This window comes from Mesorhizobium sp. M0478 (assembly GCF_040321305.1).
GTDB lineage: Bacteria > Pseudomonadota > Alphaproteobacteria > Rhizobiales > Rhizobiaceae > Mesorhizobium.
Map to the genome: position 1 here is coordinate 13,329 of NZ_JAMYRH010000015.1, position 15,528 is coordinate 28,856.

At 58.6% G+C, this 15,528-nt stretch carries 10 protein-coding genes and 2 pseudogenes; 6 read left to right on the plus strand and 6 right to left on the minus strand.

The features are described 5' to 3' along the window. Positions 1–267 precede the first annotated feature (267 nt). Positions 268–2,532, plus strand: a pseudogene (locus tag NKI64_RS27025) (FAD-dependent oxidoreductase); the annotation flags it as partial. A gap of 98 nt (positions 2,533–2,630) precedes the next feature. Next, complete coding sequence (locus NKI64_RS32195; RefSeq protein ID WP_502901401.1) at positions 2,631–2,942, plus strand: FAD-dependent oxidoreductase; 312 nt, start codon at positions 2,631–2,633, stop codon at positions 2,940–2,942. Positions 2,943–3,086: 144 nt separating this feature from the next. Here the strand turns inward: NKI64_RS32195 and NKI64_RS27040 are convergent, their stop codons facing one another. After that, positions 3,087–3,323 (minus strand): transposase domain-containing protein, encoded by a 237-nt coding sequence (locus NKI64_RS27040; RefSeq protein WP_352671294.1) that lies wholly within the window; start codon positions 3,321–3,323, stop codon positions 3,087–3,089. Beyond that, positions 3,321–4,612 (minus strand): annotated as a pseudogene (gene tnpC, locus NKI64_RS27045) (IS66 family transposase); the annotation flags it as partial. The pseudogene tnpC and the gene NKI64_RS27040, both read right to left, overlap by 3 nt. A 559-nt stretch (positions 4,613–5,171) precedes the next feature. On the opposite strand from tnpC, the gene NKI64_RS27050 reads away from it, so the two are divergent. Next, positions 5,172–5,504 (plus strand): methyltransferase domain-containing protein, encoded by a 333-nt coding sequence (locus NKI64_RS27050; protein WP_352671107.1) that lies wholly within the window; start codon positions 5,172–5,174, stop codon positions 5,502–5,504. A gap of 426 nt (positions 5,505–5,930) precedes the next feature. Here the strand turns inward: NKI64_RS27050 and NKI64_RS27055 are convergent, their stop codons facing one another. Further along, positions 5,931–7,700, minus strand: coding sequence for a CocE/NonD family hydrolase (locus NKI64_RS27055; RefSeq protein WP_352671110.1), 1,770 nt, complete (start codon positions 7,698–7,700; stop codon positions 5,931–5,933). A gap of 572 nt (positions 7,701–8,272) precedes the next feature. Between NKI64_RS27055 and NKI64_RS27060 the strand changes: the two genes are divergently transcribed. Next, positions 8,273–8,419, plus strand: a complete 147-nt coding sequence (locus NKI64_RS27060) for a hypothetical protein (RefSeq protein WP_352671113.1) — start codon at positions 8,273–8,275, stop codon at positions 8,417–8,419. A 15-nt stretch (positions 8,420–8,434) separates the two neighbouring features. Continuing rightward, entirely contained in the window at positions 8,435–8,680 is a 246-nt protein-coding gene (locus NKI64_RS27065; protein WP_352671116.1) for a hypothetical protein, read from the plus strand. Between the two features lie 396 nt (positions 8,681–9,076). On the opposite strand, the gene NKI64_RS27070 is transcribed toward NKI64_RS27065, so the two are convergent. Both NKI64_RS27070 and NKI64_RS27075 read right to left on the minus strand, forming a co-directional pair. Continuing rightward, a complete protein-coding gene (locus tag NKI64_RS27070) occupies positions 9,077–10,357 on the minus strand; it encodes an ATP-grasp domain-containing protein (RefSeq protein ID WP_352671119.1) in 1,281 nt (426 codons plus the stop codon). A 506-nt stretch (positions 10,358–10,863) separates the two neighbouring features. Further along, a complete protein-coding gene (locus NKI64_RS27075; RefSeq protein WP_352671122.1) occupies positions 10,864–11,745 on the minus strand; it encodes a MurR/RpiR family transcriptional regulator in 882 nt (293 codons plus the stop codon). Positions 11,746–11,871: 126 nt separating this feature from the next. Between NKI64_RS27075 and NKI64_RS27080 the strand changes: the two genes are divergently transcribed. Continuing rightward, entirely contained in the window at positions 11,872–14,277 is a 2,406-nt protein-coding gene (locus tag NKI64_RS27080) for a GcvT family protein (RefSeq protein ID WP_352671125.1), read from the plus strand. A gap of 184 nt (positions 14,278–14,461) precedes the next feature. Here NKI64_RS27080 and NKI64_RS27085 read toward each other — a convergent pair whose 3' ends face one another. Then, positions 14,462–15,427, minus strand: a complete 966-nt coding sequence (locus NKI64_RS27085) for a MurR/RpiR family transcriptional regulator (RefSeq protein ID WP_352671128.1) — start codon at positions 15,425–15,427, stop codon at positions 14,462–14,464. Positions 15,428–15,528 lie beyond the last annotated feature (101 nt).

A 15,528-nucleotide genomic window follows, 5' to 3' on the forward strand; every position in this document is an offset into this window, starting at 1 on the left:
AGGTTTTGTATTTTCTGTTTTAAAGTTTAAATAGTCGTTGAACTCATTATTCGCACCACTAGCGGTTCGGAATGCGTCGCTGAACTGAGGCTGTCGTCAAGAAATTGAAGCAAACAGCCGACCCGGTCGCTTCAATCCCGTTGACTTCAATTTGTGGCCGTGAACCATTACATTCACAAATTGAAATATGAAACAGACGTTTCATTAGGGGAGGCAGAATTGGCTAATGTAGCTGACCCCAGTTCGGTTCAGGACAAGGACATCCGAGTGTATGTCGACACGGATTTGCTCGTTGTCGGGGCGGGCATCGCCGGGGTTAAAGCGGCAATCCTCGCCGCGAAATCAGGTATCTCAGTCCATCTCGTCGACGAGAACCCGATCGATCCGCTGCTGTTCGGCATGGATGTGCCATATTATTTCGGCAGCCGTTACGGCCAGGAAGTAGCAAATACCCGCGATCTCATCCAGACGATTGCCTCAAATTTCGAGGCCGCCTTTGAGGAAGGGATCGACATCGATCTCGCTACCTCCGTTCTCGGCATCTACACCAAGGGGCCAAGTCTGGCGTGGCTTCCGGGCAGGCTCGCCATGGTGGAGACGCATGGCAAAATTCGCATCATCCGATTCAAGAACGCCATATTGGCAACCGGGTGCCGCTTCTGCCTTGCCTTTCCGGGTTGGGAAACGCCGGGTGTCATGGGTGCCGCGGCCGCGGCCCTGCTGATCAACCGCTATGCCGCGCTCAAGGCGAGGACGGCCGTCGTCATTGGGTCGGGCACCGAAGCCCTTCTCATCGTGAGACAGGCGCAGGCCGCCCGTATTCGTGTCGCCGCCGTCATCGAGGCGCAAGCCTTTCCTCGTGGCGGAGCGGACTTCATGGCCGAGATGGCGGAGCGTCAGGTTCCCGTCCTGCTCAACGTCATTCCCGCAGGTGTCGAAAGTGATATCGAAGGTGTGACAGCGTTGAAAGTGGATGGCCGCAACGGCTCCGCGCCCAGAACCCTCGCCTGCGATACCGTCATTAACGCAATCGGCTCGGTGCCGAACATCGAGCTTCTGGCGGCAGCCGGCGCGCAGATGCGGCTCGATCCGGGCCGCAGCGGCTTTGTGCCGGTTCTGAGGACGACATTCGAGACCACGCTTCCCGGCGTCTATGCCATTGGCGACTGTGCCGGCACGAGCCAGCTCAAATCCGGCGATCCCGAAATCGCCCGGCAGGAGGCAAGGTTCGCGGTCGAAGGCATCGTAGCGGCCTGCGCGACATTGTCGTTGCCTAACGGCATGACGCCGTTGGTTCCGGGCAATGGAGACCGCAACAAGGCAGCGTGGATCGCTGCCTTGCATTCGCAAATGGCAGAGAACTGTGTCTGCCAGTGCGAAGAAGTGACGGCGGACGATATCGGTTCCGCCAGGTCGCAGCGCCATGTGCCGGTGTTGGCGGCCCGGGAAGGCGGGCTCGCCCGTCTGGCAAAGGGCGGCGTTCTGCTACAGGACCAACTGAAACGGGTCACGCGCGCCGGAATGGGCCCCTGCCAAGGGCGCCGGTGCCGCGAGCAGATTTCTGAAATGCTTGCGTACGAACTGAGACGCGATGTCTCGGAATCGGGCTTGGCGTCCTATCGCTTTCCCGTCCGGCCGGTCCCATTGTCGGTGCTGGCAGAAGACCATGAGCCCGCCAGCATCACCCAGAACTGGGTGGAATGGTTCGACATTCCCGACCAATACAAGCCGCACTGGGATCTGGTCGCACCGGCTCCCCGTGCTCGAAGCAGTTCCGTCGCTCCCGGCGCCGAGGTTGTCATCGTCGGCGGCGGCGTCATCGGCTTGAGCGCGGCCTGGTGGCTTCTGCGCAATGGCATCAAGGTCATCGTGTTGGAAGCTGGCGTGATCGGAAGTGAAGCCTCCGGGCGCAGTGGCGGCGGATCAGGAGCGTTTTACAGCCCGCTCTTCCCGGAAGCCGAAGCTCTCTGGCCGCATATGAACGAGCTTTTGGGCTATCCGACCGAGTTCCGGCCGGGTCGGTTCAAAATCGTTCGAACCGAGGCGCAGCTTTCCGCGCTGAAATCGTCCATCTACGCCGCCGAGCATGTTGGCTGTCGTGTCGAGCGGCTCGATGCCAGGCAGCTTGCCGAACTCGTGCCGCTGGCCGGCACCGATGCTCTTGGCGGCGTGTATTTCCATGGCGGCGGCCACATGAATCCGCTGAGGACGCTGCAGGCCTAGGCCTGGGCGGTTGACGACCTAGGCGGACGTATCATTCAACAGACGAGCGCGACGGGTTTTCGCGTGCGCAACGGCCGAATTGTCGAGGTGGAGACCGCGAGCGGCAGTTTCGCGTGTGATGCTGTGGTTCTTGCGACGGGCCCCAATAGCGGGGCGATGGCGGCACAGCTTGACGAGATCGTTCCTGTGGCCTCGGCCCGCGCCGAAATGGTGCTCACCGAACCCCTGCCGCTGATGCCTTTCACCAATGTGGACGGCAACGGGCTCTATGGCCGGCAGACGCTACGGGGCAACCTTGTGGTGGGGGGCCGTATGAATGGCTCCCTTGCGCGCCCGCTGCCGGTGTACCGAAGAGCGGATCGCCGCTCATTCGCAGCATCGCGAAAAGGGTTGCCGAACTCCTGCCGCTGTCGTCTCACGCACGGGTCATCCGGTCGTGGGCCGGCTTCATCGAATGCACGCCGGACGGTCGGCCGATCATCGATCGCCTTGCGAGCGTCGACAACGCGGTGGTGGCCACCATGTCGTCTGTAGGGTTCGGGCTGTCGCCGGCCGCGGGGCGGGCGATCATGGAACTGCTCCGCTACGGCCGCTGCAGCTTTGCGGATCTCGGCTCCTTCAGCCTCTCGCGTTTCGCGAACCTCACCGACAATTGGCGGGAAGAGCGAGGGTGGGTTGCCGCCACTCCTACCCAGGCCATTCACGAGCTCAGCGTCTAACACCCTGCACAGAGATTATGACTCTTTGGCGGTTGGCTTTGGATAGGTTTTGGCCATTTTGAGACGGGCCTGCTCAGTCGAGAACATCCAATTGATGCGGGCGCCACTGGCGTTTCGCTGGCAGCGGACATCAGAGCGCTGTTCTCAGGCCACGGCCCTGAGTTCGGGAGCCGGGATGTAGGCCCAGGGCAGCAGGTCGTCGATCTGGCTGTTCGGGTGGCCATTGACGATCCTGGTGAGGACATCGGCGAGATAGCCGAGGGGCTCGACGCCGTTGAGTTTGCAGGTTTCGATCAGCGAGGCGACGACTGCCCAGTGTTCGGCGCCGCCATCGGAGCCTGCAAAGAGGGCGTTCTTCCGATTGAGCGCGATCGGACGAATGGAGCGCTCGACTGTATTGGAGTCGATCTCGATGCGGCCGTCGTCGAGGAAGCGGGTCAGGCCTTGCCAGCGCGAGAGCGTGTAGCGGATTGCCTCTGCGAGCTTGGTCTTCTGACTAATCAGGCCGAGCTTTTCGCGCAGCCAAGGTTGGAGATCGGCAATGATAGCGCGGCTATTTTCCTGACGCATCGCGCGGCGTTCGTCAGCCGACCGGCCGCGGATGACTCTTCGATCTTGTAGAGCTCGGCGATCCGTCTCAGCGCCTCGCTGGCAATCGGCCCGGAACCGGCTGCCGCCAGTTCATAGAAGCGCCGGCGCACGTGTGCCCAGCAGAAGGCGAGCGTCACGTCGCTTTTCTCGGCCAGCACGCGATAGCCGCCATAGCCGTCGACCTGAAGGATTCCGGTGAAGCCTGCGAGATGAGCGATCGGACGCTCGGCCTTTCGGTCCGGCGCATAGACATAGGCGACGCCCGGCGGGTCGCTTCCATTCCATGGGCGGTCATCGCGGGCATAGGCCCACAGCTGCCCAGTCTTCGTCTTGCCGCGGCCCGGATCGAGCACCGGCGCCGTGGTTTCGTCAGCAAAGAGCTTCGGTGAAGTGTTCAGCTTGCCAAGCAGCCGCTCATGCACCGGACGAACGTGCCAGGCGGCGCGGCCGACCCAGTCGGCGAGCGTGGACCGGTCGAGATTGATGCCCTGCCGGGCATAGATCTGCGCCTGACGATAGAGCGGCAGGTGGTCAGCATATTTGGACACCAGCACCTGAGCGACCGTCGCCTCGGTTGGCAAACCGCTCTCGATCAGCCGGGCGGGTGCGGGAGCCTGAACCACCACGTCCTCGCAGGCGCGGCAGGCATATTTGGGCCGGCGCACGACGATCACACGCAGCTGCACTGGCACGATGTCGAGCCGCTCGCTCACGTCCTCACCGATCCGATGCAAGCCATTGCGGCAGCCCGGACAGGCATGGTCCTCGATGTTGACGACCATTTCCACCCGCGGCAGATGGGGTGGCAACGCGCCGCGGTTCTTCCGGCGCTTCCTGGCGCGCTCCAGACGCTCTGCGGGAGATGCTTGTTCATTCTCTTCCTCGTCGGCGGCCTCGATCTGCTCGGCCTCTTCGAGCCCCAGCAGCAACTGATCCTCGGGAAGCGTCTCAGCTCTTCGGCCGAAGCGGTGACGCTGCAATTCCTTGATGATCTGGATCAGGCGGGCGTTCTCGACGTCGCGCGCCAGGACCATCGCCTTCAGCGCGTCCGGATCGTCGGGAAGCTGGTCAGCCGCCATGCCATGACCGGATCAGGGGTGTCAGCGTACGCGCGAAGCTTAGGCCTTCAGTGCTGGCAATTCCCCGCGGATCACTTCAAGTTCCTCCCGTCAGGGTGACCTCTCAATCTTCTGGGCCGTCAAGCTCTCCCCCGACATCCGCTCCGTCCTCAAAACTGCCCGACGACGGACCATCAATCCAATCAACAAGTTAAGCACCCACTCACTGCCCACCGCAAGGCAGGGGTGTGCAATTACCGGTTCCGTCTGGCTGCAACGGCACAATTTTGTGCGGTTTCCGACAATCGCCATTCGGTCGCTGAACTGGTCGCACCTGCAGGCGGATGCAGCCGCCGCCGTAGAGCTTGTTTCGCATCGCCACCGGCTGGATCCGACTAGTTGGCATAGCGCTTGCCCTTTGAACTGCGAGGTTCACCCACGAACGGAGCCGTTCAATGTCCATCCTGATGACACGCTTGAAACCCTGACCACGTCGTTGCCCTTCGCCAGTTCCTGGTGACGGATATACACAAATACAGGAGTAACGAATATTTCTAATGAATATAGTTATGATGAGAATTTGGCTCCGACCTATGAACAAATTACCAGCATGCTAGGTAAAGACCTTGAGGCAGACGAAACGGCCGCCTTTCTTGAGCGATTATCCGGCGGAGGAGGTGCCCTTGAACTTGGCATAGGCAGCGGGCGCGTGGCGGTACCATTGAGCGAGCGCGGCGTCAAGGTCGAAGGTATCGACAATTCGGACCGCATGTTGAAACTTCTCGCCAAGCGTACCGGTCTGATAAAGGCCTGGAACGAGGACATAGCCGATTTCAGTCCAGAGCAACGCTACAATCTGGTCTATTGCGTTTATAATACGTTTACGTTCTCTCCAGGCGCGAAGAGCAAATAGCTTGCCTCAGATCTGCGGCACAGGCGCTAGATGAGGGGGGAGTTTTTGTGATAGAATTGCCTGTTCCAGTCTTGGCTGGTTTCGTCAACGGCCAGAAAATTTCTACTACACTCGTTGATCACGATAATCCATTCATCTATGCGGCAATCCAAGAACCACTTAACCAGAACTTGATTTCAACCCTCCTCTGGTTTTCTGGCACATCGGTCAGACGTTTTCCACAGCGTAGTCGCTACGTTTTTCACCAGGAGCTCGATACCATGGCCGAATACGTAGGACTGGAGTTAGCGGAGCGCTGGGGAGATTGGGCGAGAGGTGCGTTCACCGATACAGCCAACCGTCATATCTCGGTTTACCGCCGAACAGGATCGCCGAAGACCTCTCCCATTCGGTAGATCCCTAGTTTGTAACAATCTGGGCTTCTGCTCAAGGCTTGATGATCGGCAGGTCGATGTAGCAGCCCGAGGTGCCACGATGAAACTTGAGCAAGGGCGGTTCACCGTCGCTCGGCACATGGGCGAACGTGGTCGTCTCACTACCGGCGAGAGACACCCTCAGGCGGTAACCTTCCGGGAGACGGGCGGAGATCGGCTGCAAGGTGAACGCCAGGACAGCGGCCTCACCTGGCGTGAGTAGTTCGGCATCGCGTTGCAGATAGCTATGCTGCGGTCCAAGGGCGCTGAATGGTGATTCGGCCCACACCTTCCGATGCAGGGCGCGCAACTGACCTTCGGTGAGATAACAGGATACACCGTCCGGCCTTACGGCTTCGAGATAGACGAAAAAGGCGCCGTCCTCGCGGGTCGAAGTGATGTTCAGATGAATGACCGGATGACCGGTGATCTCAAGGTCGCGCGTCAGCGGGTCGCTCGTGTAGACGAGGCGAGCGGCGTCCAGCTGGCGCCGATCTCTATAATCGACCTTGCCACAGTCGTTGTTGGTGGTCCACCGGGTTGATGCGACGTCTCCCAGCGCCGGGTCAACCTGAAGCGAGTCGACGCCACTCGCGTCTGGCGATGAACTGAGGCGGAAGCCGCCTGCCAAATACCAGCGATAACGCGTTGCAAGGGGCGGCCACGAGCGGGTCGATTTCCAAACGCCTTCTCCTAGGGTGTAGTAGTGGAGAACCTTGCCCAGCTCGCGGACCGCCTGACCCTTGAAGCACAAGTTCATGAAGCGGATATCGTTGGCCTCTTGTGTGGGTGTAGTTGGAGGGATTACTTCATCGGCTGCAAGTAGCGGATCGTAGGGAATATCACCGCCATGGTTCCAAGGGCCGATGAACACGTTCATCGGATTTGACTGTCGGAGGAAGCGTCGAACGGCGCCTTGCGCCGTTCCGGCGTCGAACCAGCTCGCCCAGTTTTGGGTTGGTGTGCCTGAGCGGTCAAGCCAGTCTGCTGCCTCCTGAGTACTCCAGTCAAGCATTGATGCTCCGCCCCAGGTCGCGGGACGATCGTCCTTGAAGGTCACCTGCTGAAAGCCCTCCCAGACCGACGGGACCTGTTCGTGATCGCGCACGGCCGCGTCAAGGTCCACGTCAGCCGGTGCGACTGGACGCACGCCCGGCGAGTGCTCGCCGTCGGCAAGGGCTACTATATTACGATCGAAGTCCTTGACTTTGTTGGCCCAAGTTCGTCCCATGATGAGGTTAGGGATTCCGCCGGGAAGGAGTAAATCCTCATAACTATCGTAGTCGGCGAACCGTGGTACGATGCCCTTCAGCGCCGGATGGTTCCGCTCCGCCATCCAGTCCGCTGTATTCGCAGTATAGGACAGGCCGTAACCGACCACCTGTCCCGTGGACCAGGGCTGCGCGACGATCCAGTCCATTACCTCGGTGAAGTCTAATGTTTCGGCGCGCGCGCGGTGATGAGGCCACACGCCGAAGGATGCGCCTGTGCCGCGAACATCGCCAACGACCACGGCATATCCTTTTGGCACAAATAGATCGGCGTAGTGGTTGGAAGAACTCCCTTTGATCCCACGCCAGTACCGCGTCATGACCAAGATGGTATCATGCTTGGTCCCGACATCCTCATCCGTAGGACGAACGACGTCCAAGGCAATCCTAACTCCGTCGCGCATGGTCACATACACCGATTCTACCGGGGAGACCTTATGTCGTGTGGTCGTGGCGTCACCGAGATCAACGCTGAAGATCGATTCTAAAGTCTCCTGACGAGCGAGGCTCATGCGTACCTCCGGATTGACAAGTAAGTATTGGCGCCTAGGAAACATTTAGATCATTTTTGCAGCGTTGCAACATATGATTTTTGCATGGCGGACCGACCCTGCAGTCCCAAGATCGGCATTGGTGCACGGATCGTTTATTGGAGAGCAGGAAAAAGCGCGTGGCGTTCGCGGTAGTCAGAGCGAGAGCGGCATAGAACTTGTCGCGGTAGCCTCAGCACGGACTGGATTGGAGTATGCCTGAAGTCGAGATCGACCCATGGCGGAGCCAACGGTTCGAACATGCAACTCAAGTTTCACCTGCTCAATGTGAGCCCTATGCTCTGGCGGCGGGTCATGGATGCTGGCGGCATGACGTTCAAGGAACTCATGGCGTTTTTCAGGTGGTGCTTGGCTGGGTGCGGCCTTCACCTGTATCAGTCTCGCACCCACGTTGTGTATTATGGTTTCTGGATCTGCGAGCCGAAACTCTGACTGAACGCGTTGTAGCCTCAATTTACGCTGCGACGACAAGGTCGTCTAAGAATACGACATGGCGGACTGCTGCAAGCACGAGGTCCGGATCGAAACTTGGCTTGAGCCGCAGCCCGCCCTGGCTACCCGGCCTGATTAGCAGCAAGGATGATTGCCGCCCGAAGAATGGCGGTCCGCCCGGCTACGACGAATGGCGCATCGAAGCACTCGGCCCGGATGCCCTCCAAGATCTCGACACCATGGCGTAGATTGTGGACCGAACCGTGCTGCAGGACCAGCGACATCTGCTGGATGAGGATGAGATCCGCTGGCGGCTTGAGCGCGTTGTGGAGCGAACCCGCGTCCGCGAGCCCTGGAGCGATCGTCGCCGCCTCCAGGCACAGCTCAAGGGCGACAAGGCATTGGTCAGCAGCTCGCCCTACCCGCGTTATACCTCAAGGCCAGCGGAAAAAACGAAAGAACTTCAAGATCGTGTCGGCAATTGCAGAGGAACGGCATCACATTGGTGACCCACCAACGCGAAGGTTGGCCCACTCAAGGCCGTGCTGTGGTATCGCGATTTGCTCGACACGAGAGCCTGCACCGCGTCGCCCAGGCAGCCGTCATTACTCCCGAGCTTCGATCAATCCTATGCCGTCTTCGGGGGCATGCGTTCTGCTCATCCTGCCGCTCGTACTCAGCAAACTGCGTCGCCTCTGCCGGACCAAAGGTCTTACGTCCGAAATGGCAGTCGCTACTGCGCGATCTCGACCACCTCCAAGAAGCCATCCTCGAAAAGGATGGTCGCATCGTCACAAGCAAGAACCGACGTTATGGATGGCGGCCTTGCGCTGGCCACGGACAGAACCATGATCGTGGCGATGAGATATCGTTCAGAGCACTTGACGTACCAGGCGCAGACACCCTTACCTCGCGTCATTTGCGCTGATGCAGGGGTGAGTGACCGCAGACTGCTCCTGTTCGCTGAGGGTCGGAAACGGTGTGATCGACCAATCGATCAAGTCGACGGCACTCCGAAGAATCGCCTCGGTGCGAGCAAGGGTGGGCGAAACGGCGATGACGTGTCCGATACAGTCCCGATAATCGCCTTTCCTGAAGATCGGCGTCTTGGATTTAAGTTGCAATTTGACCTCGGCGACGCCTGATATGGTAGCCGCCTGGCTGTCGCCACCGATCCAATCGAGCGTGCCATCGCGATCAGGAAGTAGGTTCCGCGCGGCCGCAGTTTGCGAATGCCTTCTGCGCAAATCCCATTCCATGCCGATGACAAGCTTGATGTGCTCGGTGACGAGATCGACACCATAAGCCAGCCGAACCAATTTAGGATTGGGCCCACCCGGAAGGCGCGGATTGACTTCAATGACGACCGGGCCACGCTTCGCCAAACGGAATTCAATGTTGGTTGGCCCCCAGCCAAGGTCGAGGGCTCTCAAACAGCCCAGCGACACATCGGCGATGCGTTTGTACGCCTCATCAGTTATCGGTGCCGGAAAAGTAAAATGCCGGAACACGAAATGCGGTGGAGGCCCGAAGTCAGCAGCCTCAATCCCAATGACCTCATTCCCCATTATGTCAGCGCTATAATATGGACCCTGTATGAATTCTTCGACCAACATCCTCGGCGAAGATCGCCATATGTGCTTCCCGCCCAACAAATAGGTGGTATGTTCGGCCAACTCGTCGGCATTGCGGCACAATCGGACGCCGCTGCTGCCGCTGCCTACGGCTGGCTTAACAATCACAGGCAGGCCGATCTCCGCTGCAGAGCTTTCCACCTCCGTCGCATCCGCTGCCAAGCGATAAGCAGGTATTGGAACGCCGGCCTCCGCGAGGAGCTGACGTTGAACAAATTTGTCGCAGCATCGTTCAATGGAGCCGGGGTTCGGTCCCGGCAAATCGAAATACCGACAAAGCGTGCCAATTGTTGCATAGAACGCTTCCAGGGAGGTCGTAATGCCAGCTACGTCATAATTGGCCGCTAGATTGGAACATTCGCGAATCAACGCGTCGAGATCGGCTGTATCGACGCGGATTGCTTCGTAGCCTTGCACCGCAAGATAGTCGTACTTTTCTGGATTAGCCGATAGCGTAATTGGATAAAGACTAAGGCGCTGGGCTGCTTGGATATAGAGGAGACCATTACCCGTTTCATCGCCTTCGACCAAAATGAGTGCTCTTGTTGCCATTGATTGCCCATCTTTCTTGCTACGCGCGGCCGGTGTAAATCGGCACCAGCTTTTCAGCGGTGCCTGACCTCAGACCTTGTGAATGAACGTAGCATTCTCAGCGATTTGCGATCGCAAAGATTCTGTAAATTTAGTTCAAGGATTTGTTGCAACGTTGGCGTTTGCGCGGATCGCTTATTGGTGGGGTGTCTAGGCAAGCGGCAACCGCCCGACAAACGGCTGATTGCCGAGTTCCGCCGGTGGATCGAGTGCATCTTCTTTTGACAGCACCGGCCTGCAGTCCCACGGGGCGGCCGGTGGCTAGAGGAAAGCACGGCGCCAGATCCCGTCACAGGTTGGCGTCTCCGCCCGAACAAGAACTTCTTCTGCAAACTCAAGGAATTCAAGCGTATCGCATGCGCCGGCAAAAGCGACCGGAGCTTTGCAGCTTCATCAAGCTCGCCACTGCCGTCATAAGCTCACGGTGAAACTCGACAAGCCTTGTCACACCGATAAAAAAACTATCGTTATTTTTGTGCGACCCAATAGGCCTGATTGTCCCTGCGCAGATCTTCATAAGACTTGATACGGGCTTTGGCCGTGTCGCCGCCATGAGCCACCAACAGGGCTATGAGCGTGTCGATCAGGGCTGTCGCGCCAGCGTAACAGCAAAAATGATGCGTCGACAGGACGGAAACGATGATCGTCTCATCGGCACTGAAGTCTGACGATACAATTTCACTGTCGGAAATGAGAATCAGCTTCACGCCTTTGCGGCGCGCGAATGTGCAAGCTTCTATCGTTTCTCGGGAATATGGAGTGAACGTTATGGCTATCATGACGTCGCCCTCACTTGCGGTATGCAGCTCGTCAATCGCGCTGTTCATGTGTCGTGGTACCAATTGCAGCGTGGGCAACGCCATGCGGCCGACGTAGTGGAGGTAATAGGCCACTGAATAGCTGGCTCTGACCGCGGTTAGATAGACGGTGCGCGCCTCCAGTAGCATTGTCACGACCCGATGCATCTGTTCGGGGAGCTGGCGCTCAAGGGAGCGCTGTACGATTGCGAGAGTGTTCAGCGAGGCGTCGGCTTGCACCTCACCTAATGCGCCATTCTCCCTCAAACGCTCAATCCATTCGGGCTGTTCGACACCGGCAGAGGCCGATACAAGCGCGTGCCTAAACGGTTCGCGTAGCTCATCATAGCCGCCGAATCCCAACCGCTCGGCTAAACGCACGAGAGTATAGGTGCTAACACCCGCCTTACGCGCCGTCTCCCGGATAGGATCGAGGCCGAAGTCTGACGGATGATCCACGATGTATTTGGCGACCGTTCGCAATCCTCGCGGCAAAGCGGGGAGTTCCTCCTTGAGCGCGGAGGTGATGCGGGTCTTTAAGGTGGGATCCATTTTCGCGGTCCAACGCCACTGAAAACATATGTTATTTCCTGCGGATATTTACTATAAATGTTTTTTGTGACAAGCTCATTGCCACTAAATTCGCGTGGAAAACTCCAATCTGCTTTGGGAAGAAACATGGCCGATACCTTGCCTTCGCATGCGTCCGTCGTTGTCATCGGTGGCGGCATCATGGGGTGTTCGACCCTCTATCACCTTGCAAAGATGGGTGTAGGCGATGCGATCCTGCTGGAACGTAACGCGCTGACATCAGGGACGACATGGCATTCTGCTGCCCAGGTCCGGGCTCTTCGGCACTCTCGCAATCTGACGCGGATGATCCAGTATTCGGTCGAACTCTATTCGCAACTCGAGCAAGAAACGGGACAATCGGTCGGCTGGATACAGAAAGGATCGCTCTCGATCGCTACGAATCCGGACCGCCTTACCCATATTCGGCGGCAAGAGGCGCTGGCACAGGCCTACGGGACTAACGCCCGATCTATCTCCGCTGAAGAGGCGAAGGAACGTTGGCCGCTAATGAATGCAGAGGATGTTTTGGGCGCGGTGTGGTCGCCCGAGGATGGGCGGGTCTCTCCCTCTGATGTTTGCGCCGCACTGGTGAAGGCCGCTAAGAAGCTGGGCGCCAAGCTGTTTGAACGCACTGGTGTCACCGGCATATTGACGGACAACGGGCGTGTGCGCGGGGTGGAGACCTCACAAGGTACGATTATGTGCGACGCGATTGCGCTCTGTACTGGGCTCTGGTCGCGCGAAGTAGGTGGGATGGCGGGCGCGGAAGTCCCGGCGCTCGCATGCGAACATTTCTACCTGCTGACGAAACCTATCGAAGGCATCGTGGGCAACACGCCAACGCTTTCGGATCATGACAATCACTTGTACATCCGGGATGATTCTGGCGGGTTGCTAGTTGGTTGCTTTGAGCCGATGGGCAAGCCAATCGCCCCGGGCGTCCTGAATGAAACCTTCGAATTCAGCCTGCTACCGGAGGACTGGGATCATTTCGAACCGATGATGATAAACGCACTGCACCGACTCCCCGCACTTGAGAAGGCCGAGGTGAAGATGCTGTTGAATGGGCCGGAAAGCTTTACGCCTGACGGCACCTTCATGCTTGGTGAGACGGCCGAGACCCGGGGGCTATTCCTAGGCTGCGGGATGAACTCGGTAGGGATCGCCTCCGGCGGCGGCGCGGGGATGAACCTTGCCCATTGCATTGTGCACGGCCACACTGCCTATGACCTCACCGAAGCCGATGCCAAGCGCTTCGCGCCTGTCTTCAACAACCTCGAACATTTGATGGCCCGTGCACCAGAAATCCTTGGCACTCATTACGACATTGCCTATCCCGGCAAGCAATTGAAAACCGCCCGCAATCTGCGCGCCCTACCGCTCGATAAGGAGTATCGCGAGGCGAAGGCGCATATGGGACAGTTTTATGGCTGGGAACGTCCGCTCTATTTTGACAAGACTGCGGAGCCCGTTCTGCGTTTCGATCGGCCCGATTGGTTCGAGAATGTACGCGCAGAAGTCATGGCTGCGCATGAGCAGGTTGCGATCTTCGATGCCTCCCCCTTCGGCAAAATCGAGGTTGAGGGTCCGGATGCGGAAAGCTTCCTGCTGTATGTTTGTGCTGGCCATATGGCACGCACGCCCGGGTCGGTGATCTATACTGCGATACTCAACGACCGCGGTACCTTCGAATCTGATCTGACCGTGCATCGGATTGCTCAGGATCACTACCGCCTTTTCGTCGGCACGACGGCCATTAAACGTGATCTCGCCTGGCTGCGCCGCCACTCTCAAGGCTACAACAACGTCACCCTGACCGACAGCACGGAATCTTACGCGGTTCTTGGGCTAATGGGGCCGGAGGCCGCGCGGATCGTCAGCGAATGTGGGGCAGCAGCGGAGCTCAAGAAGGTCGGTTATTTTAAGCATGGTACGGCACATATCGCCGGAAAGCACGTGCGTGCCGCGCGAATGTCCTATGTCGGCGAGGCAGGGTGGGAACTGACCTGCCGGGCGGATGATGTGCCGGCGATCTACGCCGCGCTTGTGGCAGCAGGGGCCAAGCCGGCTGGTCTGTTTGCACAGACGTCAATGCGAATCGAGAAAGGCTTCTGCGCCATGGGACATGAACTGGATGGCGATGTCACGCCAATCGCCGCGGGGCTCGATTTCGCAGTCCGTAAGGGAGGTGGCTTCATCGGCGCCAACGCTTTGGCAGACGCTCGCGCGCGTGGCGAGGTCTCGCGCATGGTCTCGCTTACGCTTGATGACGATACCGCTGTGCTTTTGGGACACGAGCCGATCTATTTGGACGGCCGCATTGTAGGTCAGACGTCCTCCTGCACCTTCGGTTACCGTATCGGGAAACCCGTGGGACTCGGCCACAGCCGTGAACCGCTGAAGGATGGCGTCCGGGTGAAGATCGACATCGCTCGGCAAATGCTAGACGCCACCGTCACCATCGGCCCGCTCTTCGACCCCGAAGGCATGCGAATGAAAGGACGGGGATGATGCGTAGCCTTGCTCCATATAGAATGGCCCGGTGGTACGGTCTTGAGCATGTCCAAGTTTCCGGGCCAATTGACCGGAAAAACCTCTGCGACCAGAAACCAAATCCGGCTTCAAACCGCTAAAAATCGCACCTGTCGCATCGGCTTGCTGCGACGCAGCGCCAATTTCAGCAGCCTGCTAGACATCATTCCTGATTCGGCACGATCGTCTTATGCCTCTTGCCGTCCATTTGCCTTGTCGCTCGAGAGGCTGACGGGGACGGGCGGACTTTTCGCGTCCAAGCTCTCGACTTCAAGTGTGTGCCGAAATCCGCAAGATGCGCATCGAACCGCAGAAGAGACTCACGTGCGGCTTCCGCACTCCGCCCTGCGATCAGCGCGCCCAGCACCTCCGCGACCGCGAACGCCGGTGTCATGGTGTGGAAAAACGAGGGACTCTTCGTCTCGACGAGAACGACATCGTCGGCCACTCGGGCCAGCGGGGCAACCTCGCTGTCGGTAATGGCGACGATGGGAATGCGATGTTGATGCGCATACTCGGCGATCTCAACCGTGGCGCGCGTGTAAGGAAACACGCTTGTCGCAAAGAGCACATCGTTGGGGGTGGCACGGGCAAGTGCGTCCGAACCGGTGCCACCGACTGCATCAAGCATGACCGACTTTTCCCTTATCATCGAAATGATATAATGCAGATGCCAAGCCGTTGCGTGGCTTGACCTCAATCCGACACAAAAAACGCACTTGGCGGATGCAAGGCGCCTTGCCGTTAATACGATTGCATCAAGCTGAGACTCAGCCAGATGGACAATCTCGGCCGCTTGAGCTCGAAGAATTTCGCGCGCAAGGCCATGTTCGCCTTTGCGCCTTTGCGCCATCGCTTGCACATCGGCCTTTCCGGCGAATCCGACATCGCCGCTGCGAACGGCCTCAGCATACATTTCGCGAAGCTCGTCGTAACCTGTGAGGCCAAGATGCTTGGCAAGTCGCGTCATGGTAGCCGGTTGGACCCCGGCCACACGCGCCTGGTCGCGCATCGACAACAGTGCGACGTCATGTGGCTGGTCGATAATATAGCGCGCCGCCAACTGGAACTGCTCTGACATTGTGTCGAAGCTTGCGATCAATCGTTCCGAAAGAGGTCCGTCAGCCATGACCCCTAGGTAGCGCAGCGTTGTCGCATGCGCAACATGTGTTTCATTCTGGGCTAAGTGCTCTCTCGGACCGCTTCCGCATCGTGATGCTCCAGGCCGTC